Genomic DNA, 24,106 nt, shown 5'->3' with positions numbered 1-24,106 from the left:
ACTGCACGCAGCCCGACTGCCGACCGCCGCCCAGCCGGAGGACTGGCACCGACTTCGTTGCAGCGAGCGCGGCGAGTTCGAGCACCCGGACGGATACCGTCTGCCCATGTCCGCCGAGAACCTCGCCGAGCAGTTCCGCGCCCTGCACCGTCCCGGCTCGCCGCTGCTGATGCCCAATGCATGGGACACCGGGTCCGCGAAGATCCTCGCCGAGCTGGGGTTCGCGGCCATCGCGTCGACGAGCAGCGGCTTCGCCGCGACGTTAGGACGGCACGACGGCGACATCACCCGGGAGGAAGCGCTGGCCAATGCGGCGGACCTGGTGCGCGCGGTCGGTGTGCCGGTGTCGGTGGACCTGGAGAACGGGTACGCCGACGCCCCGGCCGACGTTGCCGAGACGGTGAGCGCCGCGCGGGAGCTCGGGGTCGCGGGGTGCTCGATCGAGGACTACACCCGCCGCCGTGAGGAGCCGATCTACGACGCCGGACTGGCGCGCGAGCGGATCCAGGCGGCCGCCGCGGCGGCCGGGTCGCTGGTGCTGACGGCACGGTGCGAGAACTACCTGCACGGCCGGCCGGACCTGCACGACACCCTCGCGCGCCTGCAGGGCTCTCAGGAGGCGGGCGCCGACGTGCTGTACGCACCAGGGCTGACCGACCTCGGCCAGATCCGCACCGTCTGCGCGGAGGTCGACCGGCCGGTCAACGTGCTGCTGGTCAGGGGCGGGCCGACACCGGCGGAGCTGGCCGACGCGGGCGTCGCCCGCATCTCGGTCGGCGGCACCTTCGCCTGGAACGCGCTCAGCGGGCTCATCCAGGCGGCGCGGGAACTCCTCGCCGGCGACACCGCGTTCCTCGCCCGCGCGCTCCCTGCACGAAAGGTCATCGACTCGGCGTTCGGCTGAGGGCGGGGACGCGGCGTCTGGGACGTGCCCTGGCGCCTGTCCGGGCGGGTGCTACATCGCCCCGACGAGGGCGGCGTGGTCGGTGCGCGCGAGGAATCGCGTGATGGTCTCGCGGGTGCGGGTCAGGCAGTCGATGCGGGCGTTGAGCTGGTTGAGCTCGGCCACGAGCAGCTCTGCGACGTCGCGGGTGCACGTGGCGGCGAGCTCGGGGGAGCTGTCGCCCTCGAGCTCGAGGAGCACGCCGACGAGGCGGGTCGGCACCCCCGACCGGATGAGCAGGGCGATGCGGTCCACCAGCTCGACGTCGTCTTCCGTGTAGGAGCGGTACCCGTTCCCCGACCGGCCGGGCGCCAGCAGCCCCTGCTCCTCGTAGTACCGCAGCAGCCGGGTCGCCACACCGGTCCGGCTGGAGAGTTCGCCGATCTTCATCGATCGCCTCCGCTTGAGGGCTTGACCTTCACACTGATGTCAAAGTTTAGTGTCCCGTGCCATGGATTCCTCGTGCACCTACGCGGAACTCGATCTGGCCGTGGCAGCCCGCCCGGCCATGCCCTGGCCCAGCCTCCTCATCCTCGCCGCGGTGACGTTCGTCGTCGTCGCCGGCGAGCTGCTGCCCACGGCGATGATGCCGTTCATGGCGGCGGACCTGCGTGTGCCGGTCCCGCAGGTCGGGCTCCTGGTCTCGCTGTGGGCTGTCGTCGTCGTGGTCGCCAGCTTCCCGCTCGTCCGGCTCATGGCCGGCCGGGACCGCCGCCGGACGGTCGCCGTCGGCCTCGTGGTGTTCGGCGGCGCGAGCCTGCTCACCGCGCTGTCGCCGAACTTCACCGCCGCGCTCGGGTCGCGGGTGGTCGCCGCGGCCGCGTGCGGGCTGCTGTGGGCCACGATGAACGCGCACACCGCGGCCATCGTCCCGGAGCACCGGCTCGGCCGTGCCGTCGCCGTCGTCCTCGGCGGGGGCACTCTCGGGACCGTCGTCGCGGTGCCGGCCGCCAACGCCGCCGCCGAGCTGTGGGACTGGCGCGCCGTCTTCGTCGTCCTAGCGGCGCTGAGCCTCGTAGGGGCGGCCGCCGTGGTGCTCGCCGTCGTGCCCGGCAGGCCGGACGGTCCGGCGGAGGCGGCGACGCCAGGGACGCCCGCCCGTGTGGCCGGGTCCCCGGTCCGCGTCGTCGTGGGTATCACGGCCGCCAGCGCCACGCTCGCGGCCGGGCACCTCGCGGCGTTCACGTTCGTCACCGCACTCTTCGCGACGTCGACGGTGGACACCGGTGCGTTGCTCGTGGTGTTCGGGGTGACGTCGGGCCTGGCGGTGGTCGTCGTCGGGCGGTTCGCGGACCTGCGGCCCCGGCAGGTGTTCCTCGCGGACGCGGCGCTGCTCGCCGCGACGCTCCTCACGCTGGCGGTGGTGGGCGCCTCGGCGGGCGGCGACGTGGTCATCGTGGCGATCTGGGGCCTGGCCAGCGGGGCCGCCTTTCCGCTCGCGCAGACCGTCATCATGGGCGCCGCTGGTCCGGCTCTGCGGTCGGTGGCCGGGACGATCATCCCCGTCATGTTCAATCTCGGCATCGCCCTGGGGACGGCGGCCGGCAGCGGCGTGGTGGACCGCCTCGGGGTGCCGGCGCTGCCGTGGCTCGCGGGCGGCGTCGCCCTGCTCGGCACGGCGGTGCTCATCGGGGCGCTCCGGGGGCCGTCAGGTCTCGTCCGGCGCTCGCTACGAACCGGCATGACGGGTGACGCGAGTTGAGTTGAGTGACCTCGCCGTCCCGCAACGGAGAGATGACGACGAGGTCCGGCGGACGGCTGGCCTTCTCCTGGAGGCGCGCCCGTTTGGCTTCCGACAGGGCCGGCGAGACCCAGTGGGTGCGATGTGCCAGCTCGATCTCGGGTTTGCCGCTGACGGAGAACCGCAGGGCCCTGCGGTCGCGGGGGCGTGCCACATAGGCCGTCTCGCTTGGCTGGAGCCCCTGCCCTCGGGCCCCACGCTGCACCGTCGTCATCGCGGTCGAGGCCTTGCCCAGGCCCGTCTGCACCTCCCCTTCGAGATGGGGCACGCGTCCCTGCCGCCAGCGGTCCCGGTGCACGGGCGCCAGCAAGCCCAGGCTGACGAGCACGTCGACGGGCGCGACGTAGCCGTGCTCCCGCAACGCCGCCTCGGCGGCGCGGGCGACTCGCTCCGCGATGGACGCCATGCCGCTGCCTATCGTCGCGCCACGAGGTCCGGCACCGCCGCGGCACCCAGGGCGGTCACCGCCACCTCGCCGCCCCGCTCAACCGTGAACCCGTAGGCGTCGGTGGTGGTCACCACGTCGGTGACCTCGACGACGCGGAGATCGGCGAGCGCCTGGCAGATGCTGCGGACGTCGCGGTCGAGGAGATCGCGGTGCCGGCGCAGGCCCTCCTCGTCAAGGTCGTCGAGGACGAACGACGCCTCGACCAGCTGCCACAGCCGCTCCTGCAGGTCGACGAGCGGAACCGGCCGGCCGACGACCAGCAGGTTGGCCACCAGGCCGGGGACCTGGCCGTCGAGGAGCTCCTTCCAGTAGGGGTCCATCCAGGTCGAGTGGGCGTAGCGGTGCTGGAGGACGCCGAGGTCGAGCAGTCCCGTGAACGCGGCGCGCCAGTCGGCGAGCGGGTCGCGCCCAAGCTGCGTACCGCGCTTCGTCGCCGATACGGTGCCCTTCTGCACCTTGACGAACCCCGCCCGGCGGGCGAGGCGGAAGGTGAGGTCGATCCCGCGGAGCTCCACCGTGCTCCTGGTCTTGAACACGCGGTCGCCGATGCGCTGATCGAGGCGGTCGCCGGTGCCGAGCAGACCGATCAGTTCCGCGCCCGCCGCCATCGTCAGGTTGCCGGTGGCGGTGAGCCTGCGTCCGTCGCCCGCCCATCGGGTGAACGCCCGGAGGCGGTCGAGAAGCGCGACTCCCTCGGCCGCCGCGTTCAACGCGGGTTGCGTGGCGGCGGGCACCTCGACCGCGGCGAGGTGGGACGGGTGCGGGAAGCCCGGCAGGAGCAACGCCGCGGGGGCCCGATCGGCGTCGAAATCCTGGCGGGTCGCGTCGAGGTCGAACCGCTCCGGAGTCCAGTCGCCCAGCCACGTGCGCACGTCTTCGTCGTCCTCGGCGGCACGGAGCACGTCGACGCATTGCGCGTAGCCAGAGACGCCTCCGCAGTCCTCGGGCGGGAAGGCGCGGGCACCACCGACCAGGCGGCGGTGGAAGCCCTCGTCGACTCCACGACGGCCTCGCACCGGACGGCGTTGCCGCCAGTGGTCGCCAAAGTCGTACACGTAGCGCAGCTCAGGCCCGTCCGCGCCGAGGACCTCCCTCAGCGGCACCGTCGAGGCGTCCCGTACCGGCACGTCGCCCTCGTCGTCCGGCACCCCGGCCAGCGGCACCCCCGACGTGGACGAGAACTCGAAGAGGTGGCGGTCCTCCCACCCGCACGCATCCTGGATCGCCCAGTGCAGGTCCGCGAGGGTCGCCTCGCTGTCGATGAGGAAGCGCCGCCACGGGGGAGTGGGCACGTCCTCCAGCGTCACGGTGAGGTCGTAGTAGTGGGGCACCTGACGCAGGATAGGTCGACAAGCGCGTGGCCACGAGGAGCGCCGTCGAACCTCGTCGGCCAGGACGCCGCGGCGCGGTGCACGGCATGGATTGGGCGTCTCTCTGCTACGCCCGGCCAGACGCATCGTGGGCTTCCGTCGTGTGCGGCCCTCCTGCCAGGGTGGCCCGATGGGAACCGAGCACTTCGACGCCACGGCGGCGGACTGGGACCGCGACGAGCAGAAAGTCGCCCGGGCACACGAGGTCGCGCAGGCTGTGGCGGCCGCGGTGTCGCTGAGCGCGCGCACGCGGGTGCTCGACTACGGCGCCGGCACAGGCCTGGTGACCCAGGCGCTCGCCGGGCGGATCGGCCCCGCGACCCTTGCGGACAGCTCGTCGGGGATGCGCGACGTCATCCTGGAGAAGATCGGGAGCGGTGCGCTTCCCGCCGCGCGGGTGTGGGACCTGGATCTCGAGGCCCAGCCGCCGCCGGACGAGCGGTTCGACCTCATCGTCACCTCCCTCGTGCTGCACCACATCAAGGCGCTGCCGCGGGTGCTCTCGCGCTTCACCGAGCTCCTGGCCCCCGGCGGCTACCTCTGCATCGCCGACCTGGACCGCGAGGACGGCTCCTTCCACGGACACGACTTCGACGGCCACCACGGCTTCGACCGTGCCGAGCTCAGCGTGCAGCTCGAGGACGCCGGTCTGGTCGACGTCTCGGTCAGGGACTGCACCGAGTACGTCCGCGACGGCGTCACGTACTCGGTGTTCCTGGCCGTCGCCCGTCGACCGGCCTGACGCGGGTCTACGGCACTCGCGACGGCTGCACCGCTCGGTCCCGAGGTGGTCTACCGGACTCACAGCCGCCCGCGTGATGACTTCGGGCACGAGCGTGCCGCGCGGACATCAATGCCCCAGGCGACGACGCACACGGCGCCGGCCGGAGGTTGTGGACCGCCCGTTCCGGGGACACCGCACCGCCGCGTGGGGAGGATCGCACGCATGAACGTCTCCGCGTCCGAAAACCGAGGCGCGCGGCGCCGTGACCTCCGCGATCTGGCGGTCCACCGCAGCGCGGATACGGGCACGGACCGGCTCCGCGTCATGACCGGCGGTGGCACGGAGATCGGCTGGTACGACCTCACCACCCGGGAGACACACCCCCTCAACACCGACCTGCTCCCCACGGTCCTCAGTGAAGTCGGTAAGTGGCTCGATCGGTTCGAGCAGCGCAGCGCGCCACCTGGGGAGGACCGGACCGAGCTCACAGCGCCCCCGCGCTCGGCCGCCGCACCCGCGGTAGCGACGGCGCCGAATGGCTCCAAGCTCTCGATCGCGCAGCTTCGGGCCAGGGCGCTCGCCCGTGACCGTCCGTGCTTGGGCACTTCGGAGCCCGGGTCTGCCACGCCGGGAGAACTGGCCTCTCCGATCGCACCGGCGCCCCGACCGGCGGACGTCGACCTCGCCGGGCGCCGTCCCGGGGCCATGGCCCGTGCCCAGGCCGAGGCCAGGCGCCGAGAGGCGCCCGTGCGCACCTTCATCGCGCGGCTGTTCGACTTGAGGACAGAGGAACGCGCTTGGCGAGTCGGTGCGGTGGGGGAGGAGCTCGTTGCGGCGCAGCTCGCCAAGCTCTGCGCCCGGGACCGGCGGTGGACCTACCTCAACGCGGTGCCGATCGGCACGAACGGCGCCGACATCGACCACGTCCTCATCGGGCCTGGCGGAGTGTTCACCCTCAACGCCAAGCACCACCCGGGCGCGAAGATCTGGGTCCGCGGACAGACCTTCATGGTGAACGGCAAGAAGGTGCCGTACGTCCGCAACAGCCTGTTCGAGGCCGAGCGGACCTCGCGGTTGCTCAGCAGGGCGACCAAGCTCGCCGTTCCGGTCACCCCGGTCATCGTGCTGGTCCGACATGAGCGGCTCACGCGGCGGAACCCGACAGGCGACGTCGTCCTGCTCGAGCGCCGGCAGATACCGAAGTGGTTCTCTCGCGTGCCAGACACCCTGCCGGACGAGACCCGGGAGGCGGTCCTCGGCGCCGCACGGCGATCGACCACGTGGACGGGCCGGTAGCTCAGTTACGCCGGCAGTGGAAGGACGCGGATCGGCCCGACGGTGAAGGTGAGAATCCGGCGGCCGCGGCCGCAGCCGTATGCGACGCCAGGGCCAGGCTGTAGCCGCGGCCGTGCCGCCGAGCGGGCGTGGGGACCTTGGTCGCTTTCATCTCGCCCGTCCGGGCGCGATCGTGGTGCTGCGAGCACCTGCGGGGTGAGCGGTATGACACAGACACGGGACGCGGACGGGAAGCCACCGCTGCCGGACCGGACGAGGCGGCTGGCCGTCGCCTCCCGGACCGCCGTGCCCGTCGTGCGCTCGGCCGCCGGACATCTCTGGCCCGTTGCCGGGCTGCTCGTCCTCGCCGCCGGCCCGCTCCTGGGCGAGCTGCGCGCCGGGGCCGCAGGGCGTCGCACCACCTGGAACCCCGCCAGCGGACTGAGGAGGCCGCCATGAAGATCGCCTACTACCACGCGTCGAAGTTCGGGAACGGTGCCGCCGTCGCGAAGGAGTTCGAGCGTGCGATGACTGCCAAGGGCGTCGCCGTCGACGTTCACCACATCAGGGAGGCTGACCCCAGAGCCCTTCCGGCGGCCGACCTGTACGTCTTCAGCTCGCCCGGGCGCATGGGCCGGCCCCTCGGCCGGGCGCGGCGCTTCCTCCAGCACGTGGAGCTGCCCGCCGGCACCCGGTACGCCCTCCTGACCACCGAGGGCGCACCCCAGCCGGACAAGAAGACGGGCGAGATGCGCACTGCGGAGGAGATCGCCCGGTGGCAGAAGGTCCGGCCGATCATGACCGAGCTGCTCGACGCCAAGGGGATGACGAAGGTCGCCGAGGGCTGCGTGTACGTCACCGGGATGAAGGGACCGCTGGAGGACGGGTGGCAGGCGAAGGTCGACACCTTCGTCGACACGCTCGCCACCGCCTCGGCGCCCTGAACGCCACGAGACGAACCTGAGGAAGCGGCCGTGTCGGGCGGTCGCTTCCTCATCAGCGCACGGCCCGGTCCAGCCCAGGCCCAGCCGGTGTCGCGACACGGTCTGGCGAGCGGTGGGACGTCTCCGCCTCTGCCCTGGACGACTGAGGACCTCCAGGCCCTCTGGGTACCGTCGACCGGGTAACGCCGCAGTAACACTCGCGCCCTACGTTCGGGACATCGCCGCGGCGGGCTCGGCCGATCCCAGGCGGGCAGTCCGCGCGGGCTGCCCTTGCCCCGGCCGAAGGAGCCCGAGATGGTTGCCTGGTCCCTTGCCCTCTCGGCCTCACCGGTCCCCGGCACGGTCGTCTTCGACGAGCCGGGCAACGCCGTCTGCTACGCCACGGCCTCGGGCGACGTGCGCGCGCTGCGCCTCTACGACGGTCGGGACGTCGTCCTGGCGCGCGGCTTCACCGACGTGCGGGGAGTCGCGTTCACGACCGACGGACTCGGTCTCTTCGTCGCCGAGCCGTCGGCCGTGCTGCTGGTCCCGCGCGACGGCGGACTCCGCGCCGAGGCACAGACCGTGCACACCCCGGCCGCGGAGATCGTGGCCGTGGCGAACGGACAAGACCCAGCCACCCTGCTCATGCTCACCACTGACGGGCGCCTGCACAGCGTCGATCCGGCCACCGGGGCCGGCGCCGAGCTCTCCGACGCGTTCGACCATCCGCTCGCACTGACCCCCGGCCCCGAGCCGGGCACCGTCGTCGTCCTAGAGGACACCTCGCCGGGGCGCCGGCTCCGCGTGCTCGACCTGGGCACGGGCACCGCCCGGCCGCCGCAGCCCGTCGCGGCCGGGGCGGGCGCCGTCGTCGCCGCGGCGGCTACGTACCCGGCGGTGCTGGCGGTGGACACGGTCACTGGGACCTCCGAGATCATCGGGCTGGGCGGGCAACCGCCGACGGCGGGGCCCGACTTCGGGGCGCGCGTGATCGGGGCCGCGCGCTGGCACTCCGTCCTCGTGGCGCTCACCGCGGACGCGGCAGAGGCCCGCGACTGGGGGCTGCCGCCGTCGAGCATCGAGCTGCGCGTGCCGCTGGCGCCCGCCTGGCTCTCCGGCTACGTCCGGTGCGAGGCCGAGCTCGGCGCGGCGGGCCTGCAGCCGGCCGACGTCGAACTCACCGTCGAGGAGGGAGCCGATGCCGGCTTCGTCTCCGCCGGCCTCGAGCCCGACCAGGGCGACGGCGTTCACCGGTTCGTCGTCGGCGCGGCTCGCCAACCCGGAGAGTTCACCCTGGTGTGCCGCCTCCGCTCCGACGGCCAGGTGCTCGCCACCGCCCGCTTCCGCGTGGTCGCGCACTGGCCCGACGACGACACCGGCCCCGGCGTCGCGCTGACGGGCAAGCAGGAGGTGTTCGTCAAGGGCTCGTGGGGGGCGGTGCCGCCGGCCCGCAGAACCTCAACACCGTGCCCGCGCCCCGGCTCTGGCGCGTGCTCATGGTGCCGCTGCAGCTCAAGGGCTCCCGCTTCACGGCGCCGGAGCTGACGACGTCGCGGGCGGGCTGGCGTGAGGTGCTGGTCGGCGGCCCTCCGCCCGCCCCGCCAGAGAACGTGCGCGCCTACTACCGCGAGGCGTCCATCTTCAGCGACGCCGGGCCCGGCCGGGGGACGGACATCGACCTGGTGACGGGCGCCGTCCTCGACCCGGTGTCCGTCGACATCGGGTGGTCCGACGCGCTGGAGCCGAAGGAGAAGACCGACACGTGGGCGGGCTGGAACCCGAAGCCGTCGTTCTGGGAGGAGTGCGCCAACGCCGTCTCCGCGGCGCTGGCCGACAACGGCACCGGCAGGACGGTCCTGCCCATGAGCGACGTCGTGGTCTTCCTCGTGCGCACCGAGTCGTCCAACGCCGTCGCCATCGGCGGGAAGCTCTTCCCGGCCAAGTACATCTGGCCCCAGGCCTGGCGGGCGCAGTTCTGGTGGAAGACCGACTTCTCCACCTCGTTCGAGCGGATGCCGGTGATTTTCATGCCGGACACCCTGCCCGCCTCGATGCCCGCCGACCGCCGGTTCAGCTTCGTCACGGCCACCGCGCACGAGCTGGGGCACACGCTGGGGCTGGAGGACCTGTACAACCGCGGCGACTACCCCGCCGAGATCGACGCGCGGGACGTGGCCAACCTCGACCTCATGAGCAGCGACTCCACCCTGCCGCACTTCTCCCTGCCCACGAAGATGCGCATGGGCTGGATCCCGCCCGGCTGGGTGCGGTCCTTCGACTTCGGCGCCAACCCCGCCGGCGGACCGGTGACGCTGCAGGCGGTCGGGTCGATCCCGCCCACCGGTCCCACCGGCGGCCGGCTGGCCGGGCTGGAGATCCGCATCCAGGACAAGTGGAACTACTACTTCGAGTACCGGCGCACCATCGCGGGCGCCGGACACATCGGCGACCAGCAGCTGACCGCGACCGACGGCGGCCCCCAGCTCGTCGTCGGCACCGACGTCAAGCCCGACGGCAAGGCCGAGCCGGCCCGCCCCGTGGTGCTGCGTCTCGCCGCCGACGCCGACGGCGAGGGGCCGGTCCTGGACGCCGCGGGGGAGGACTACGAGGAGACGGACACGACCAACATCGCCCGGCTCCACGACTTCCGGCTGGTGTTCAACCAGTTCGACCCGGCCGATCCGAACTCCGCCCGGGTCGACGTCCAATACGTGCGGGCGCACCGGCCCGAGCTGCGGATCGCACCGGCCCCCGGCCGTGGCAACTGGAAGAGCCCGGACATCGACCTGCGCGGCCCGGCCGGGGAGAACCGCGTGGCCAAGGGACTGCGCCACAAGATCGTCGCCCGCGTGCACAACGCCGGCTCCAAGCAGGCCGACAACGTGCGCGTGAGCTTCGAGTGGCTGCCCTTCACGGTCAGCCCCGGCACCTGGAACGCCCTCGGCGCGGCGCCGCTGCAGCCCGTCCCGCCGGGCGGCGTCGTCGCGTTCGAGATGGACTGGGACGTGCCCGCCAAGCTGCAGGTGGCGGACGTCGAGGTCGAGCACTTCTGCGTCAAGGTCACCGTCGACCGGTACGTCGACCCCCTGGACCCCAACCAGAGCGAGATCGTCATCCACAACAACTGGGCCCAGTCCAACTTCGACACCAAGGGCCTGACCCACGGCTCGCCCGCGGAGCGGCGCTGGTCCGGGCTGGCGGTGACCAACCCGGTGTACTCCTCGGCGCTCTACTTCGTGGTGCCGGAGCAGGACAGCGCGCACGTGCGCGCGTACGTCGGCCACGCGTGGCTGCGCCTGGCCCGGGACGGCAGCCGCGTGGTGCCCGTCGCGACCGAGAGCCTGGCGGGCGACCCCGTCCACGGGTCGGCCTTCGCGCTCGCCTTCCGTGAGGGCGAGTTCGAGCGGCCGGTCCGGTCCTCGTTCAACGCCTTCGTCGCACCGCCCGACCCGCGGAGGTGCACGGCGCCGTCCGTGGTGTGGGGTGCCGGGCTCGCGCTGCGGCCCGGCCTGCGCACCTGGATCGACGACCTGGTCCGCGACGGCGAGGCAGTCCGCGGGCCTATCCGCGCCAGCGAGGACGGCGTCCCGCACGCCGTCGACCGCGGTGACGTCGCCGTCGTGCTCTGGTTCGAGAGCAGGCCGGGTGAGCAGCACGTGGTCACCGGCGAGGTGGACGACGGCGCCTTCGTGGCGGTGGTCCCGGGGCACATCCTCGGCCACCTCGACGAGGACCGGCTCTGGGGCGAGGCGATCTTCCTGGGCACCCCGCGCTACGCCCAGTGTCGCTCGGGGCCGCGGCCGCTCTCCTGAATGCCGAGGAACTGGGCTGTTCGCTCGTCACCGCCGATGCGCGCATCGCCCGAGCGTCCGGCCCGCGCTGCGAAGTGACCGTTCTGCCCGAGGAACGTGGTGTCGTCGGCTGACGGCCACGACGCGGCTGCGCCGGCGGTCAGCGGGCGCCGTTCCGACGGCCGCCCAAATCCGACGGGACTTTGGTCGCTTGGAAACCGTCCGGCTGAGCGCGAGCGTGGAGCCACAACGAAGTGAGCGGCATGACCTACGCATCGGAGCTCGACCGGACGGCCGCGGAGCGGGGACGATTGAGGCCCCTGCTCCTGGCCTCGGGAATCGCCGCGCCCGTCGTGTACGTGGCCGCCGACGTCCTCGCCGCGGCTCGCTGGGACGGGTACCGCTACGTCGACCAGGCGTTGAGCGAGCTTATGGCCATCGGGTCCCCGGTCCGGTGGCTTGTCGTCCCGCCGTTCCTGGTCTTCGACGGGCTTGCCGTCGCCTTCGGTGTGGGCATCCTCGCCGCCGCTGGCGCGGGCGCCGCCGCGATGCTCTGGCGCGGGCGCCGCCGCGATGCTCTGGCTGCTGGTGCTCGCCGCCGTGCTCATCGCCGCCAGCCGCGCACCGGGCCCAGGGGGCCCCGCAGTACCTGTCAAACCAACGGCCCAAAGGAGGCCCGCCTTGAAGATTCCCTTCTACTACGCATCGATGTTCGGGAACGGTACTGCCGGAGCGGATGTCGAGCATGCGTTGATTGCCAAGGGCGTCGCCGTCGACGTCCACCACATCCGGGACGCCGACCCCACGGCCCTGCCACCGGCCGACCTGCACGTGTTCAGCTCACCCGGGCGCATGGGCCGGCCCCTCGGGCGCGCGCGGCGCTTCCTCAAGCACGCGAAGCTGCCCACCGGTGCCCGGTATGCCCTCCTGACCACCGCGGGCGCACCCCGGCCGGACAAGAAGGCCGGCGAGATGCCCACCGCGGAAGAGATCGCCCGGTGGCAGTCCGGCCGATCCTGACGGAGCTGCTCGACGCCAAGGGGCTGACGAAGGTCGCTGGGGGTCTGCGTTTTCGTCACGGGTATGAAAGGACCGTTGGAGGACGGCTGGCAGGCCAAGGTCGACAACACCTCGCGGATTCGCTCGCCGCCAGCTCCACACCCTGAATCGGGAACGCCCGACGGCGCCGTGCGTGACGCCGTCGGGTCCAGGCGGAGCGAGCCGGTCGCCGGACGGTGGCCGCCGGTGCAGGCACCGGCGCGGATGCGACCGCCGAAGCGACCGCGGACGCACCGCGGACGTTCGCGGCTGGGGACGCGATCCCGGTCACGCTCACCCTCGCCGCGTCGGACGACGGAGGGCGCCAGTCCCCGTACTTCGCCGGGTACCGGCCCGAGGTCACCTTCGACTCCGGGGACCTGACTCTCACCTGCTGGTTCGGCGTGGCCGACGACGAGGAGAGAACTTCCAGCCGGGTCAGACGCACGACACGCCTCAGCGCCGTCGCGGGAAGATGCGGGCGAGATCCGCCAGGGCGGGGTACCGGCGCAGTGTCGCCACGGCCCGGGCCTCGAGCACGCCGTTGTCGACGACGGCGGCGCGCGACCGGGGCTTGTGCGCCACGACCCCGGTGATCCGGCCCGGCGCCACGCGCAGGTCCGTGACGGCCTGCTGGCCGACGCGGGCACTCGCGGGCACGCCGGCGCGGACGAGGTCGGTGCCCTCGATGGTCACCTGGTAGCCCCCGCGCCACCGGCGCTGGACCGTGCAGCGATGGATCACCGGCTGTGCGCGCCGGGCCCTTGCGCTGTCGCGCCGCCGCTGCCAGCGGTTGGGACCGATGCTCATCCGCTGCTCCTCATGCCCGGAACTCCACGTCGTCCACGAGCACGCGGCCGGTCGGGCGCAGCACGAGCCGGAGCCGCACGCTCCGGATGGTGCCCAGGTCGAGTGCCTGATTGACGGCGGTGAACGCGTCGAGGGGCAGCCGCACGGTCCGGAACACCGTCCACGGCTCCTCCACCGGCGCGGCGTAGGGCGCCACCCCGGCGCTGCCCACCCGGACGGACGCCGTCTCGGCACCGTCGTCCAGCGTCGCCACCAGGTCGAGGTCGATCCCGGCGGGGTTGTGGGTCGCGTCCGGCTCGCCGGCCGCGTCCTGGTCGTAGTGCTGCGCGAGCTGGAGTGAGAGGACGTCGGTCGGCTGGAGGGAGCGGGGTGGGAAGCTCACCGTGTACTCCAGGTCGGGCTGGAGCCACGCGAGGTCGGTGCTGCGGGTGTCGTGCACCGAGCGGGCGAGAACCCCGACGTGCTCGGTGTCGTCCCAGAGGTCGAGCCCGGCACCGGACGCCAGCGAGGCGCCGCCCGCCCGGTTCGCCGTCCGGTCGATCGGCGTCTCCTCGGGCACGCCGTCCTGGTCGTCGCCGTCGCCGAAGTCGTCCACCAGATCGGTGCCGTGCGAACGGTGCAGCGGGTAGATCTCGAGGTGGGCCACCGTCCGGGGGGTGACCAGCCCGTGGAGGTAGCCCTCGTAGTCGCGCCGGCCGAAGAGCGTGTCCTGGAAGAAGGCGTTGACGTAGCAGCGCGCCACCTCGGCGTGCTCGTCCAGCGTGAGGGCGCCGTCGACGTCGGCCTGCCAGGGTGGCCCGCCGAGGACGGGGCTGTTCCACCAGTTGGGGTTCCAGCCCTGGTGGATGGCGCCGTAGACCCACACGAAGCTGCGCGGCCGCCACGCCCGGTCGTAGATCCGGAAGCCGTTGAACGGGGGTTCGGCGCCCTGGACCCGGCCGGGGTTCTCCAGGAGAAGGTCGAGGGAGCCGTGGAGCTGCAGGTACTTCGCCCTCGTAAGCGTCACGTCGGGCCGCCAGTGGGTGGGGGCCAGGCTCACCACGCCGCGAATGCCCCACGGCGTCTGCGGCGCGGTGTTGAGTGCCTGGGCGACGACGACGCCCTCGCCGCCCATCGAGTGCCCGACCAGACCGATCCGGTCCCGGTTGAAGTACTCGCCGACGTCGTCGTCGGCGAACAGCTTGTCGAGCGCCGCGAGGATGATCGCGCCGCGTGCCCACTGCTGGGTGCTCTGCATCTTGATCGTCTCTTCGTTGACCCGTTTGAGGTCGAGGCTGAAGACGAACATCCCCCAGCGCACCAGATGCTCCGCGAGGTAGGCGTAGCCCAGGTGGCTCTGGTCCTCCTCGTCGGCGTAGTGGAGCCCGTGCGCGATCAGCACGAGCGGGCGCGGGCGGGCGAAGTCGGGCAGCTCGCCGTTCTCGTCGACGGGGTGGTAGAGCCGGCCGCGGATCGGGTGGTCGTACCCGCCGTCTGTGGTCCCCTCGGTGGTGGCGTGCTCGGGGATCCAGACAGTGCCGTAGTCGAGGTCCCGGGTGCCCACTCCGCGGTTGGTGCGCGCGGCGCCCGGGTACTCCAAGACCTCGGTGCGCGGGCCTGTAGCGGTCCGGTTGCAGAGGCGCACGTGGGCGTCCACGAGCCCGGTGGCGGCGCTGATGCCGATCCGCGCGAGGGGCTCGCCGGCATACCCTTCGCCGAGGAGGGCGCCCGCCGAGTAGACCGACACCAACGCCCCCGGGGTGACGCCGCTGACCCAGACCGTGGTGTCTCCCACGGCCACCGGGCCCACGATCCGTGGTTCGTGGAGCTTCTCCGGGACGGCCTGGACCGTGACCGGATCGGACAGTGGGCCGGCGACGCCGCCCACCCACTGGCGGGCGGTGACGCGAGCCCCGACCACCAGCGCGGGTGCCGCGGTCACCTCGACGCTGACGTCCAGGCCCGCCCACCCCAGGCCGCACGGGATGCCGTCCAGGAAGACCCGGACCACCGCGCCCGGGTACAGACCCGCCACCTGGACGGCGCCGGCGCACTCGTACAGCGGCGGCAGGAGGACCGGGGCGGTCACGCTGGCGGGGGCGGGCAGCACGGTCGCCCAGTCGGAGACCTCCACATGTCCGCACAGGTGCTGCTCGACGGCGACCTGCTGGCCGGCTACGAGGGGGGCGTTGAGGGCGATCTCCGGTTCCTGGGAGGCTGGCCGCGGCCCGAACCGCTGCTCGGGCGAGGCGTCGTCGTCGCGCACCAGGATGACAAGGTCGCTGCCCACGATCTGGTTGGTCACCCGGATGAGCTGGTCGCCCTCGACGAGCGCCTCCTGGACGGCGGGCTTGATCCGCTCGTCGGGCGGGACGACGTCGACCCATCGGCCGGCCGGACCGAGCATCTTGCACGCGTCGCCGTCCCAGTACTGCTCGGCGCGCACCCGCTCGCCCGGGACGAGGGGGTGCAGCACGTTGACGTCGACGTCGGTCCAGCAGTTGCAGATCCAGCCGAGGTAGGTGCCCGAGTCCGTGCCCACCTGGGTCTTGGCGCCGCGCCGGAGGTTTCGGAGGGGGACCACGCGCTGGCAGCCGAAGAGTGGCGCGTCCACCCCGGGTGCGGGCAGCGGTCCGTCCGGCAGAAGGATGGCACCGCTCGACGGCCCGGCGGCGCCGCACACGCTCATGCGAGCCGTGAGGGCGGGCCCGGGATCCTCGCGCGACCCGCGCAGCTCTGCCTGGACGCAGGCCTCGCCGTGCCGGTCGGCGGTCGCCGTGCCGGCCACGTTGCCCGCCTGGCGCACCTCGACCTCGCACCCCGGCACCAGCCCGCGGAGGTGGACGCACTGGCTGCAGGCTCTCACCTCGGCGGGGAAGAGGGGCGCCGACGTGGGTGGGGCGGCGGCGTCCTCGACGATCACCGCGGGGGAGGGTGGGGTGGGGCCGCTGCCGTCGTCCTGCGTGGCGGTGAGCACCGCGTCGGCGGTAAGCGGTGGCACGTCGAACGTGTGCCCGCCGCCGGCGGCGGTGGCGGTGAAGGTGTCGCCGTCGACGGTGAGGACCACCTGGGCTCCGGTGGTCAGCCCGTTGACGTGCACGTGCCGTGCGCAGCGCGCGACGCGTTCGAGGACTGTCGGGGTCAGTGCTGCCATGCCGATCGCCTCCAAGGCTGCACACCGACAGGCGCCAGCCTTCGCCGCCCGGCGTTACTGCGCCGTTACGGACCGTCGGCATCCTGCGGTCGGTCCCGACGGCCGCGCGCCGGCCCTGCTCCCTCGCACCTCTTCCCCGTCCGCACTGGCCGGGCCGTTCGCGTTGCGAGGACCTTGGTCACTTGGCCCATGCCCCCTCGCGCGTGACGGTGGTGATACGAGCGGGCGCGCTGAGACGCCGCGACACGCGGCCGGTCACGCCCGCCGGCGGCCGGAGGAGGGCTCGCCATGAAGATCGCCTACTACCACGCGTCGAAGTTCGGGAACGGTGCCGCGGTCGCGGCGGAGTTCAGGACAGCCATGGCGGCCAAGGGGGTCGCCGTCGACGTCCACCACATCCGGGAGGCCGACCCCACGGCCCTGGAGCCGGCGGACCTGTACGTGTTCAGCTCACCGGGGCGCTGGGCCGGCCCCTCGGACGCGCGCGGCGCTTCCTCAAGCACGCCGCGCTGCCCGCCGGGGCCCGATACGCCCTGCTGACCACCGAGGGCGCACCCCGGCCGGACAAGAACACCGGCGAGATGCCCACCGCGGAGGAGACCGCCCGGTGGCAGAAGGTCCGGCCGATCATGACGGAGCTCCTCGACGCCAAGAGCCTGACGAAGGTCGCCGAGGGCTGCGTGTACGTCACCGGGATGAAGGGACCGCTCGAGGACGGCTGGCGGGCCAAGGTCGACTCCTTCGCGGACTCGCTCGCCGCCTCCTCGGCGCGCTGAACGTACATTCCCGACGGCGGTGCGCCGGGGCTAGCGTGAGCACGTGGCAACCCTGCAGGACGTGTCCAGGCTGGCCGGGCGCCTGCCCGAGGTGACCGAGGAGATCTCGCCGCGCGGTCACCGGGCCTGGTCCGTGGCGGGCAAGGCGTTCGTGTGGGAGCGGCGCTGGCACAAGGTGGACATCCGTCGGTTCGGCGACACGGTCCCGCCGGAGGGCCCGATCGTCGCGGTCCGCGTCGAGGACCTCGGCGAGAAGGAGGCGGTGCTCGGGGCGCGTCACGAGGGGTTCTTCACGATCCCGCACTTCGACGGCTACCCGGCCGTGCTCATCGCGCTGCCGGCCGTCGCGCAGTCGGCATTGCGGGAGGCGATCACCGACGGCTGGCTCGCGTGCGCGCCCCCGCGGCTCTCCGAGCGATACCTCGACCGCTGAAGCGGTCTCCTCGACCACTCCCCGCCGCTCCGTCCTCGATGCCCCCGCCGGTACCTAGGATCGGCTTCTTGCCGCCCGAGGTCGCGAGCCAGATGAAGGGGCCCGAGGACTTCGACGACTTGATGTCGGAGGAGATCGCCGAGCTGTTCGGGACGGAGCGGTGAGGGGATACCTCCTCGACACCCATGTGTTGCTCTGGGCAGCTGTCGGTTCGCCGCGTCTCCCGGCGGAGCAGATGGTCCTGCTGACCGTCGACCGCAAGGTGCTCCGCTACGGCGAGCATGTCAGGAAGGCGTGAGCCAATCGTTCCCGCTCCACCGACGGTGAGCCTCGAGCCCGCGACCAGATCGCCAGTCTGGTCGCGGGATCAGGCGAGTGGGAGCCGCGCCAGCTCCGCGCGCGACGCCACCCCGAGCTTGCCGAACACGTTACGCAGGTGGAAGTCGATGGTCCGGGGACTGAGGAAGAGCTGCGCGGCCACGTCGCGGTTGGTCAGGCCCTCGCTGACCAGCTTGGCCACCTGCCGCTCCTGGGGTGTCAGCTCCGCCGCGGGCACCCTCGCTCCCTCCCGCCGCCGCGCGGTCTCACCGGACGCCCGTAGCTCGGCCGCGGCCCGGTCGCGCCACGGCGTGGCGCCGAGGTCGTCGAAGACCTCGATCGCGGCTCGCAGGTGCACGCGGGCGTCCACCCGGCGCCGTGCGCGGCGCAGGAACTCGCCGTGAGCGAGCTCGGTGCGGGCCCGGTCGAACGTGCGCGGTGAGTCCGCGTGGAGGGCGTGCGCCCGGGCGAAGAGTCGCTCGGCGTCCGGGCTCTCCGCCAGGAGCGCGCGGCCGTGCGCCGCGGCGGCCGCCGGCCATGACTGCCCGGTCGCGGCGGCGAAGTCCTCCAGCTCGCTCACCCAGGAGGCCGCCGTCTCCGGGTGACCCGCCCGTACCGCCGCCTCGACGCGGTCGACGGCGGCCAGCCGCTGGACCACGCCCTGCCGGACCAGCTCCAGGTGGTGCAGCGCCGCGTCGGGCCGGGCCGCGGCGTCGACGGCCTTGGCCCAGCGCAGAACGTCGTCGATCACCGCCCCGAGGATGCCGGTGGGGTGCGCCGCCACCGTCGCCTCGGCGCGGGCGAGCCGCTCCGCGAAGCTCTCCTGGCCGCGCAGCGCCGCGAGCAGGACCAGCCAGGACTGCGACATCGCGCCGAGCCCCGGCTGTCCGAGGGAGGCCGCGACGTCCAACGCCTCGATGGCCGCAGCCTCGGCCTCGCGCCACCGCCCCGTGGCGACGTCCGCGAAGATCCGCCGGTTCAGGGCGTAGAGCACCATCACCATCGCGCCGCTGCCGCGCGCCCGGGCCAGCAGCATCTCGTGGTGCCGGCGGACGCCGTCGTCGTCGCCCAGGTGCAGCGCTCCGATCCCCAGGTTGGGCAGCAGGTCCTGGTCCTCGTCGGAGAGCGTCTCCGTCAGCGAGGACGCCGCCCTCAGCAGTGGTGCCGCAGCGGACCAGTCGCCGGCACGGACGTGGGCGAGGCCCAGCAGCAGGTCCGCGAAGCACCTGGTGCGGGCCGTGTCCGCCGCCTCGGCGAAGGCCAGCGGGACGGGGTCCACACCGACGCCGGAGTCCCCGCCGAAGGACGCCACCGCGGCACCGAACATGGCCATCTCGCGCGCGCGGTCGACGTCGTGCTGAGCCACCGCGGCCGCGCCCTCCATGATCATCCGGTGCGCGTGCGCCAGTGAGCCGGTGTTCCACTCGATGCGCGCCCGGAGGCGGATCATGTCCGCCCGCAGGCCTGGTTCGTCCGCGCCGGGGATCGCCGTGTCCACCAGCCGGCGCGCCCAGGAGGGCCGGCCGGCCAGCCAGGCCACCCGGGCCGCCGCATAGAGCCGGAGCGTGCGAGCCTCGGTGTCGCGGGTCAGCTCCGCCGCGCGCTCCCACGCGGCGGCGGCCGCCTCCAGCCCGCCCCGGCTGCGGGCGCGCCGGGCCGCGGCGTCCAGCTCCTCGACCACCGATTCATCAGGTTCGTCGGCGGCGGCCGCGCGGTGCCACGCCCGCCTGTCGGCCTGCTCGGGGCCGGTCAGCACCGCCGCCAGTGCGCTGTGCGTCTGCCGCCGCTGCCGGCTGGTCGCCGCGGAGTACACCGCCGAGCGCACCAGTGGGTGGCGCAGCTCCAGCTGCCCGCTGACCACCCGCAGCAGCCCCGAGCGCTCGACCTCGTCCTGGGCGTCCGCGGTGGCCCCGAGCGCGCGCGCCGCCTGCTGGACGACGGCGAGGCGGCCCGAGTCGTCCGCCGCCGCGACCAGAAGGAAGGTGCGGGCGCCGTCCGGCAGGCGGCGGTAGCGGTCGAGGAAGGCCCGCTCGACGCCGGCGGTCAGCGGCAGCTCCGCCGGGAGCGGCTCGAGTCCGGCGAGCTGCGCCGTCGAGAGCGCCGCAGCCAGCTCGACCAGGGCGAGGGGGTTGCCGCCGGTGGATCGCACCAGGCGGTCCCGGACCCCTGCGGGCACCGGCGCGCCGGACCGCCCGGCCAGCAGGTCCGCGGCAGCGGCCTCGTCGATCCCGGTGAGCTCCAGCTGCGGGAGGTCGCCGGCGTCAAAGGTCCGCTCGTCGCCGTCCCGGGCGCCGAACAGCGCCGCGATTTTCTCGTCCTGCAGGCGCCTGGCGACGAACAGCAGTGCCGCGGCCGAGGCGTCGTCGAGCCAGTGGGCGTCGTCGACGACGGCGAGCACCGGTGTGTCCTCGGCCGCCGCGGAGACCAGGCTGAGCGCGGCGAGGAAGACGAGGAAGCGGTCGGCGCCGGCGTCGTCCGCCTCCCCGAACGCCGCGCGCAGGGCCCGGGACTGCGGGCCGGGCAGACGGTCCGTCAGGTGCAGGACCGGGCGCAGGAGGCGGTGCAGGGCCGCGAACGCCAGCGGCGACTCGGACTCGATGCCGCGGGTATGCAGCAGGGTCATGCCTGGTGCGTCGTTGGCCGCGGTGGCCAGGAGGGCGGTCTTGCCCACGCCGGGCAGCCCGTGCAGCACGAGGGCGCCGCCGGCGCCGGCGCGTGCGGAGTGCAGCAGCGCCACGACGGCGGCGCGCTCGGAGTCCCGGCCCGCCAGCACCGGGACAAGGTAGCGCCCGGCACGCCGTCGCACGGCGCGTTGCCCGGGCGGCTCGGGTCGCACGCACCCGGCCCCTCCGGCGAACCCGGCAACCGACCCGGTGATTCCACCGGCGCGAACCCAGCGGCCCCGGCGGGAACCTCGTGGTGTCCCACCCGAGAGGAAACTCACCGGCACCGTCACTGTCACCACCGCAGGCGCGACCTCCTCCAGGAGGCCGCGACCGCCCGCAAGCACCCACCCGCCGGCTCGCCTGCCGGCGTCGACGCACCGCCACCACCGACTGGAAGGCACGTCCATGACCACCTTGACCCCCACCCGCACCGCCGTGGCCGCCGAGGCCCGCGCCGTCGTCAAGATATACGGCCACGGCGCCACCGAGGTCCGCGCCCTCGACGGAGCCGACCTGCGCATCCCCGCCGGCCAGTTCACTGCCGTCATGGGGCCGTCCGGCTCCGGCAAGTCCACCCTCATGCATGTCCTGGCCGGCCTCGACACCGCGGACGCGGGCCAGGTGCTGCTGGGCGAGACCGACCTGACCGCGCTGGACGAGGACGCCCGCACATTGCTGCGACGCAGCCGCATCGGCTTCGTCTTCCAGAGCTTCAACCTCGTCCCCTCCCTGACGGCCGCGGAGAACATCGCCCTGCCGCTCACCCTCGCGGGTCGCAAGCCGGACCCGGCGTGGATGGCCCGGCTCGTCGACGTGGTCGGCCTCGCCGACCGCCTGACCCACCGCCCCACCGAGCTCTCCGGCGGGCAGCAACAGCGCGTCGCCGTCGCCCGGGCTCTGATCGCCCGGCCGGACATCGTCTTCGCCGACGAGCCCACCGGCAACCTCGACTCCCGCGCCGGCGACGCCGTCCTCGGCTTCCTGCGCCACGCCGCCCGCGAGCTGGGCCAGACCGTCGTCATGGTCACCCACGACCCGAGCGCCGCCGCCTACGCCGACCGCGTGGTCTTCCTCGCCGACGGCCGCGTCGTCGACGAGCTTCCCACCCCCACCCGCGCCGCCGTCCTCGCCACGATGGCCCGCCTCACCGCGGCGGGGGAGTGAGCACCATGTGGCACCTCACCCTGCGGCACATCGCCACCCACCGGTCCCGCTTCGCGCTGACCCTGCTCGCCGTGGTCCTCGGCGTCACGTTCGTCAGCGGCAGCCTCGTCCTGACCGACACTTCACAGAAGCTCTTCGAGGACCAGTTCCGTACCGCTTCCGCCGGGGTGGACCTCACCATCCGCGACGCCGCCGCCTTCGACTCCGCCATGGGTGTCGAGGTCGAGCGCGACCCGCTGCCCGCCGACCTCCTCGGCCGCGTCCTCGCCGTCGACGGCGTGGCCGACGCCGCCGCCTCGGCCGCCGGGCAGGGCCTCCTCGAGGTCGACGGCGAGCCGCTCGTCCCGGCCGGGGCCTCGGTGCTCTCCTCCTGGTCGCCGGCGCCGTTCGGCGCCTTCGAGATCCGCGAGGGCACGGAGCCGACGGCGGACGGCCAGGTGGTCCTCGACGTCGCCACCGCCGCGACGTACGGCATCGCCGTCGGCGACGAGGTCACCGTCCGGGCGGACGCCGTCGAGACCCTGACGGTCGTGGGCCTCGCCGGCTTCGGCGCCGAGGACGGCCTCGCCGACACCACCATGGCGCTCGTCGCTCTGCCCACCGCCCAGCGACTGCTCGACCTCGGCGACCAGGTGAGCCAGGTCCAGGCGATCGCCGCCGACGGCGTTCCACCCACCGACCTCCAGACCGCCGTGGGCGACGAGCTCGGCGCTGACTACGACATCGCCACCTCGCAGGACACCGTGGCCGCCGGCGCCGCGGCGGCCGCCTCGAAGCTCGCGATGATCCGGGTGATGCTGCTGTCGATGGCCGGGGCCGCCCTGCTGGTCGGCGGCTTCCTCATCGCCAACACCTTCACCATCGTCATCTCCCAGCGCTCGCGCGAGCTCGCTCTGCTGCGCGCGGCCGGCGCCACCGCCTGGCAGCTGCGCCGCTCGGTGCTGGGAGAGGCGCTCGTCGTCGGCACCGCCGGTTCGGTGCTCGGCACCGGTCTCGGGATCCTCGCCGGGTACGGGCTGCGCGGCGTCGCCCGCGCGTTCGGGGTGGCGCTGCCCGACGGCGGCCTGGTGGTCGCGCCGCGCACGCTGCTGATCTCCCTGGCCATTGGCGTCGTCGTGACCGTGCTCTCCGCCGTCGGGCCGGCCCGCAAGGCCGCGCGCGTCGCGCCCATCGAGGCGATGCGCGAGAGCGGCGCCGTGCCGCCGTCGCGCCGGCGGACGGTGGCTGGCTGGGCCGTGGCCGGCATCGCCACGGTCGCCGTCGGGTCCGCGCTCGTCGGGGCCTCCGTCATGGTGGTGGCCACCGGCGCCCTCGCCGCGCTCGTGGCGCTGACGCTCCTCGGCCCCGTGCTCGCCCCGCGGCTGGCCCGGCTCGTGGGCCGTCCGCTCGACGCCGCCGGCATGACGGGTCGCTTGGCCCGCGAGTCCGCCGCCCGGGCGCCGCGCCGCACCGCCGCCACCACGACGGCACTGGCGATCGGCCTGACGCTCATCACCTTCATGACCATCCTCGGGCAGTCGGTGAAGGCCACGACGGCTGGCACCTACGAGGAGGTCATCACCGCCGACCTCGTCATCGAGAGCACTCGGGCCGAGATGCTCGGCGGGCTGTCCCACGACGTCCACCACGCCGTCGAGGACCTGCCCGAGGTCGCCGTCGTCTCCCGCATGCGGTACGGGCACTGGAAGGACGCCGGCGCGACCAGCGCCCTGACTGCGATCGAACCCGCCACCCTCGGTGAGGTCGCGAACGTGGACCTGGTCGCGGGTTCCCTGGACGCCCTGGCCGACGGGGGCATCGTCCTCGGCGGCGCCAAGGCCGCCGAACGCGGGCTCGAGGTGGGTGACACCCTCACCCTGACATTCGCCCGCACCGGGGACACGGACCTCGAGGTCGTCGGGCTCGTGGACGACGGCGACGCCCAGGCCCTCGCCACCGGGTACCTCATCTCGATGGAGACCTACGCCGAGCACTTCACCGAGGACGTCGATGCCTCCCTGCTGGTGAAGCTGAGGGACGGGGTTGCCGCCGAGGCGGGCAAGGAGGCCGTGGTCGACGCGCTCTCCGCATTCCCGACCGCGGACGTGCGTGACATGGCCGCCGCCGTGGCGGCGCGGGCCGGCGCGGTCGACCAGATCCTGGGGATGGTGACGGTGCTCCTGCTGCTCGCCGTCGCGATCGCCCTGCTGGGCGTCACCAACACCCTGGCGCTGTCGATCGTCGAGCGGACCCGGGAGATCGGGCTGCTGCGGGCGATCGGCATGACCCGCAACCAGGTCCGCTGGATGGTGCGCTGGGAGGCGGTGCTCGTGGCCGCGCTCGCGGTGGTGATCGGCGTCGGCCTCGGCGCCGGCTTGGGGTCCGCCACCGTGCGGGCGCTGTCCGGCGCCGAGCCGGTACCGGTGGCCTGGCCTGTGGACAGGCTGCTGCTCGTGGTGGTGCTCGCTACCGCCGCGGGCCTGCTCGCCGGGATGCTGCCGGCGCGGCGGGTGGCGCGGATGGACGTGCTGTCGGCAATGTCAGCCCAGTAGGACGGGCGGCTCGTGCCCG

Annotated in this window: 21 protein-coding genes and 1 pseudogene; 16 read left to right on the top strand and 6 right to left on the bottom strand. The window is 73.5% G+C overall.

Annotation, left to right across the window (positions count from 1 at the left end):
* Positions 1-106: 106 nt before the first annotated feature.
* A complete protein-coding gene (locus tag FE374_RS11580; protein ID WP_139929226.1) occupies positions 107-904 on the top strand; it encodes an isocitrate lyase/PEP mutase family protein in 798 nt (265 codons plus the stop codon).
* Positions 905-955: 51 nt separating this feature from the next.
* On the opposite strand, the gene FE374_RS11575 is transcribed toward FE374_RS11580, so the two are convergent.
* Positions 956-1,333, bottom strand: a complete 378-nt coding sequence (locus tag FE374_RS11575; RefSeq protein ID WP_139929224.1) for a MerR family transcriptional regulator — start codon at positions 1,331-1,333, stop codon at positions 956-958.
* Between the two features lie 61 nt (positions 1,334-1,394).
* Between FE374_RS11575 and FE374_RS11570 the strand changes: the two genes are divergently transcribed.
* Positions 1,395-2,645, top strand: a complete 1,251-nt coding sequence (locus FE374_RS11570) for an MFS transporter (RefSeq protein WP_139929222.1) — start codon at positions 1,395-1,397, stop codon at positions 2,643-2,645.
* On the opposite strand, the gene FE374_RS11565 is transcribed toward FE374_RS11570, so the two are convergent.
* Positions 2,569-3,090 (bottom strand): hypothetical protein, encoded by a 522-nt coding sequence (locus FE374_RS11565; protein WP_179957312.1) that lies wholly within the window; start codon positions 3,088-3,090, stop codon positions 2,569-2,571. The two genes, FE374_RS11570 and FE374_RS11565, sit on opposite strands and share 77 nt — an antisense overlap.
* An 8-nt stretch (positions 3,091-3,098) precedes the next feature.
* Positions 3,099-4,463 carry a plasmid pRiA4b ORF-3 family protein gene (locus tag FE374_RS11560; protein WP_168205673.1) on the bottom strand — a complete coding sequence of 455 codons (1,365 nt, stop codon included), beginning with the start codon at positions 4,461-4,463 and terminating at the stop codon, positions 3,099-3,101.
* A gap of 169 nt (positions 4,464-4,632) precedes the next feature.
* On the opposite strand from FE374_RS11560, the gene FE374_RS11555 reads away from it, so the two are divergent.
* The 8 genes and pseudogenes from FE374_RS11555 to FE374_RS19865 all read left to right on the top strand — a co-directional run bounded on the left by FE374_RS11555 (position 4,633) and on the right by FE374_RS19865 (position 12,238).
* Positions 4,633-5,244: a class I SAM-dependent methyltransferase gene (locus FE374_RS11555; protein ID WP_139929218.1), complete on the top strand. Its 612-nt coding sequence runs from the start codon at positions 4,633-4,635 to the stop codon at positions 5,242-5,244.
* 204 nt (positions 5,245-5,448) lie between these two features.
* Positions 5,449-6,522, top strand: coding sequence for a nuclease-related domain-containing protein (locus FE374_RS11550; RefSeq protein WP_168205672.1), 1,074 nt, complete (start codon positions 5,449-5,451; stop codon positions 6,520-6,522).
* Positions 6,523-6,726: 204 nt separating this feature from the next.
* Positions 6,727-6,960: a hypothetical protein gene (locus FE374_RS11545; protein ID WP_139929214.1), complete on the top strand. Its 234-nt coding sequence runs from the start codon at positions 6,727-6,729 to the stop codon at positions 6,958-6,960.
* On the top strand, positions 6,957-7,445 hold the full coding sequence (locus FE374_RS11540; protein ID WP_139929212.1) for a hypothetical protein: 489 nt from the start codon (positions 6,957-6,959) through the stop codon (positions 7,443-7,445). Before FE374_RS11545 ends, FE374_RS11540 begins: the two co-directional genes overlap by 4 nt.
* Positions 7,446-7,739: 294 nt before the next feature.
* The gene (locus tag FE374_RS11535) at positions 7,740-8,972 is read left to right on the top strand and encodes a hypothetical protein (RefSeq protein ID WP_139929210.1); all 1,233 of its coding nucleotides are present in this window, start codon (positions 7,740-7,742) and stop codon (positions 8,970-8,972) included.
* Positions 8,894-11,239 carry a metallopeptidase domain-containing protein gene (locus FE374_RS11530; protein ID WP_139929208.1) on the top strand — a complete coding sequence of 782 codons (2,346 nt, stop codon included), beginning with the start codon at positions 8,894-8,896 and terminating at the stop codon, positions 11,237-11,239. Before FE374_RS11535 ends, FE374_RS11530 begins: the two co-directional genes overlap by 79 nt.
* Positions 11,240-11,481: 242 nt before the next feature.
* Positions 11,482-11,760: pseudogene (locus FE374_RS20315) on the top strand (DUF998 domain-containing protein); the annotation flags it as partial.
* A gap of 139 nt (positions 11,761-11,899) precedes the next feature.
* Positions 11,900-12,238: a hypothetical protein gene (locus FE374_RS19865; protein ID WP_139929206.1), complete on the top strand. Its 339-nt coding sequence runs from the start codon at positions 11,900-11,902 to the stop codon at positions 12,236-12,238.
* A 474-nt stretch (positions 12,239-12,712) separates the two neighbouring features.
* On the opposite strand, the gene FE374_RS11520 is transcribed toward FE374_RS19865, so the two are convergent.
* Entirely contained in the window at positions 12,713-13,066 is a 354-nt protein-coding gene (locus tag FE374_RS11520; protein ID WP_139929204.1) for a hypothetical protein, read from the bottom strand.
* A 10-nt stretch (positions 13,067-13,076) separates the two neighbouring features.
* Positions 13,077-16,199, bottom strand: coding sequence for an alpha/beta hydrolase family protein (locus tag FE374_RS11515; RefSeq protein WP_139929202.1), 3,123 nt, complete (start codon positions 16,197-16,199; stop codon positions 13,077-13,079).
* A gap of 288 nt (positions 16,200-16,487) precedes the next feature.
* On the opposite strand from FE374_RS11515, the gene FE374_RS11510 reads away from it, so the two are divergent.
* The 4 genes from FE374_RS11510 to FE374_RS11495 all read left to right on the top strand — a co-directional run bounded on the left by FE374_RS11510 (position 16,488) and on the right by FE374_RS11495 (position 17,706).
* Entirely contained in the window at positions 16,488-16,739 is a 252-nt protein-coding gene (locus tag FE374_RS11510) for a hypothetical protein (RefSeq protein WP_139929200.1), read from the top strand.
* A gap of 41 nt (positions 16,740-16,780) precedes the next feature.
* The gene (locus FE374_RS11505) at positions 16,781-16,975 is read left to right on the top strand and encodes a hypothetical protein (protein WP_139929198.1); all 195 of its coding nucleotides are present in this window, start codon (positions 16,781-16,783) and stop codon (positions 16,973-16,975) included.
* Between the two features lie 43 nt (positions 16,976-17,018).
* Positions 17,019-17,408 (top strand): MmcQ/YjbR family DNA-binding protein, encoded by a 390-nt coding sequence (locus FE374_RS11500; RefSeq protein WP_139929196.1) that lies wholly within the window; start codon positions 17,019-17,021, stop codon positions 17,406-17,408.
* Between the two features lie 160 nt (positions 17,409-17,568).
* Positions 17,569-17,706, top strand: a complete 138-nt coding sequence (locus FE374_RS11495; protein ID WP_139929194.1) for a type II toxin-antitoxin system VapC family toxin — start codon at positions 17,569-17,571, stop codon at positions 17,704-17,706.
* 69 nt (positions 17,707-17,775) lie between these two features.
* On the opposite strand, the gene FE374_RS11490 is transcribed toward FE374_RS11495, so the two are convergent.
* Positions 17,776-20,562 (bottom strand): helix-turn-helix transcriptional regulator, encoded by a 2,787-nt coding sequence (locus FE374_RS11490; protein ID WP_223173524.1) that lies wholly within the window; start codon positions 20,560-20,562, stop codon positions 17,776-17,778.
* Positions 20,563-20,797: 235 nt separating this feature from the next.
* Here FE374_RS11490 and FE374_RS11485 point away from each other — a divergent pair, with 235 nt between their 5' ends.
* Both FE374_RS11485 and FE374_RS11480 read left to right on the top strand, forming a co-directional pair.
* On the top strand, positions 20,798-21,556 hold the full coding sequence (locus FE374_RS11485; protein ID WP_139929192.1) for an ABC transporter ATP-binding protein: 759 nt from the start codon (positions 20,798-20,800) through the stop codon (positions 21,554-21,556).
* A gap of 5 nt (positions 21,557-21,561) precedes the next feature.
* Entirely contained in the window at positions 21,562-24,087 is a 2,526-nt protein-coding gene (locus tag FE374_RS11480; protein WP_139929190.1) for an ABC transporter permease, read from the top strand.
* The last annotated feature ends 19 nt before the right edge of the window (positions 24,088-24,106 follow it).

It is taken from the genome of Georgenia yuyongxinii, assembly GCF_006352065.1.
Classification (GTDB): domain Bacteria; phylum Actinomycetota; class Actinomycetes; order Actinomycetales; family Actinomycetaceae; genus Georgenia; species Georgenia yuyongxinii.
The sequence above is the reverse complement of the archived record's forward strand: the minus strand, read 5'-3'. Positions and strand labels throughout refer to the sequence as shown.